Origin of the sequence: Microbulbifer hainanensis, from assembly GCF_014904735.1 — a bacterium.
Lineage (GTDB): Bacteria > Pseudomonadota > Gammaproteobacteria > Pseudomonadales > Cellvibrionaceae > Microbulbifer > Microbulbifer hainanensis.
Genome location: NZ_JACZCR010000080.1, coordinates 1 through 282 on the forward strand (window position 1 = coordinate 1; position 282 = coordinate 282).

Consider the following 282-nt stretch of genomic DNA (forward strand, 5'->3'; position numbering starts at 1 on the left):
CCTCGAACTGTCAGGTTCCCGTAAATACACCCTCAGTCTCCCGCCGCTTTCGTCCCAATCAATCAATGAGGGGGACTCCTACGAGAAACGGGACAAACCATTCTATGAGGAAATAGCCGCCACTCTGACGGCGCTTGGTGCTCAGAACGTGCAACACGCGGTTTCGGGGCGCGCGATCTCGTTTTCCGCCGGCCCCGAAGCAGCGAAGGCGGTTAAAGCCTATGCGCGCGAGCTTCAGGCAAAGCGTGTCCGGATCACCTATGACCTCTGGATTGCAGAGGT

General features: G+C 57.8%; 1 protein-coding gene. It reads left to right on the forward strand.

Translation table 11 applies throughout. The features are described 5' to 3' along the window. Positions 1 to 282, forward strand: a 282-nt coding sequence (locus IG168_RS20755) for a hypothetical protein (RefSeq protein WP_226877199.1), incomplete at both ends; no start/stop codon positions are given.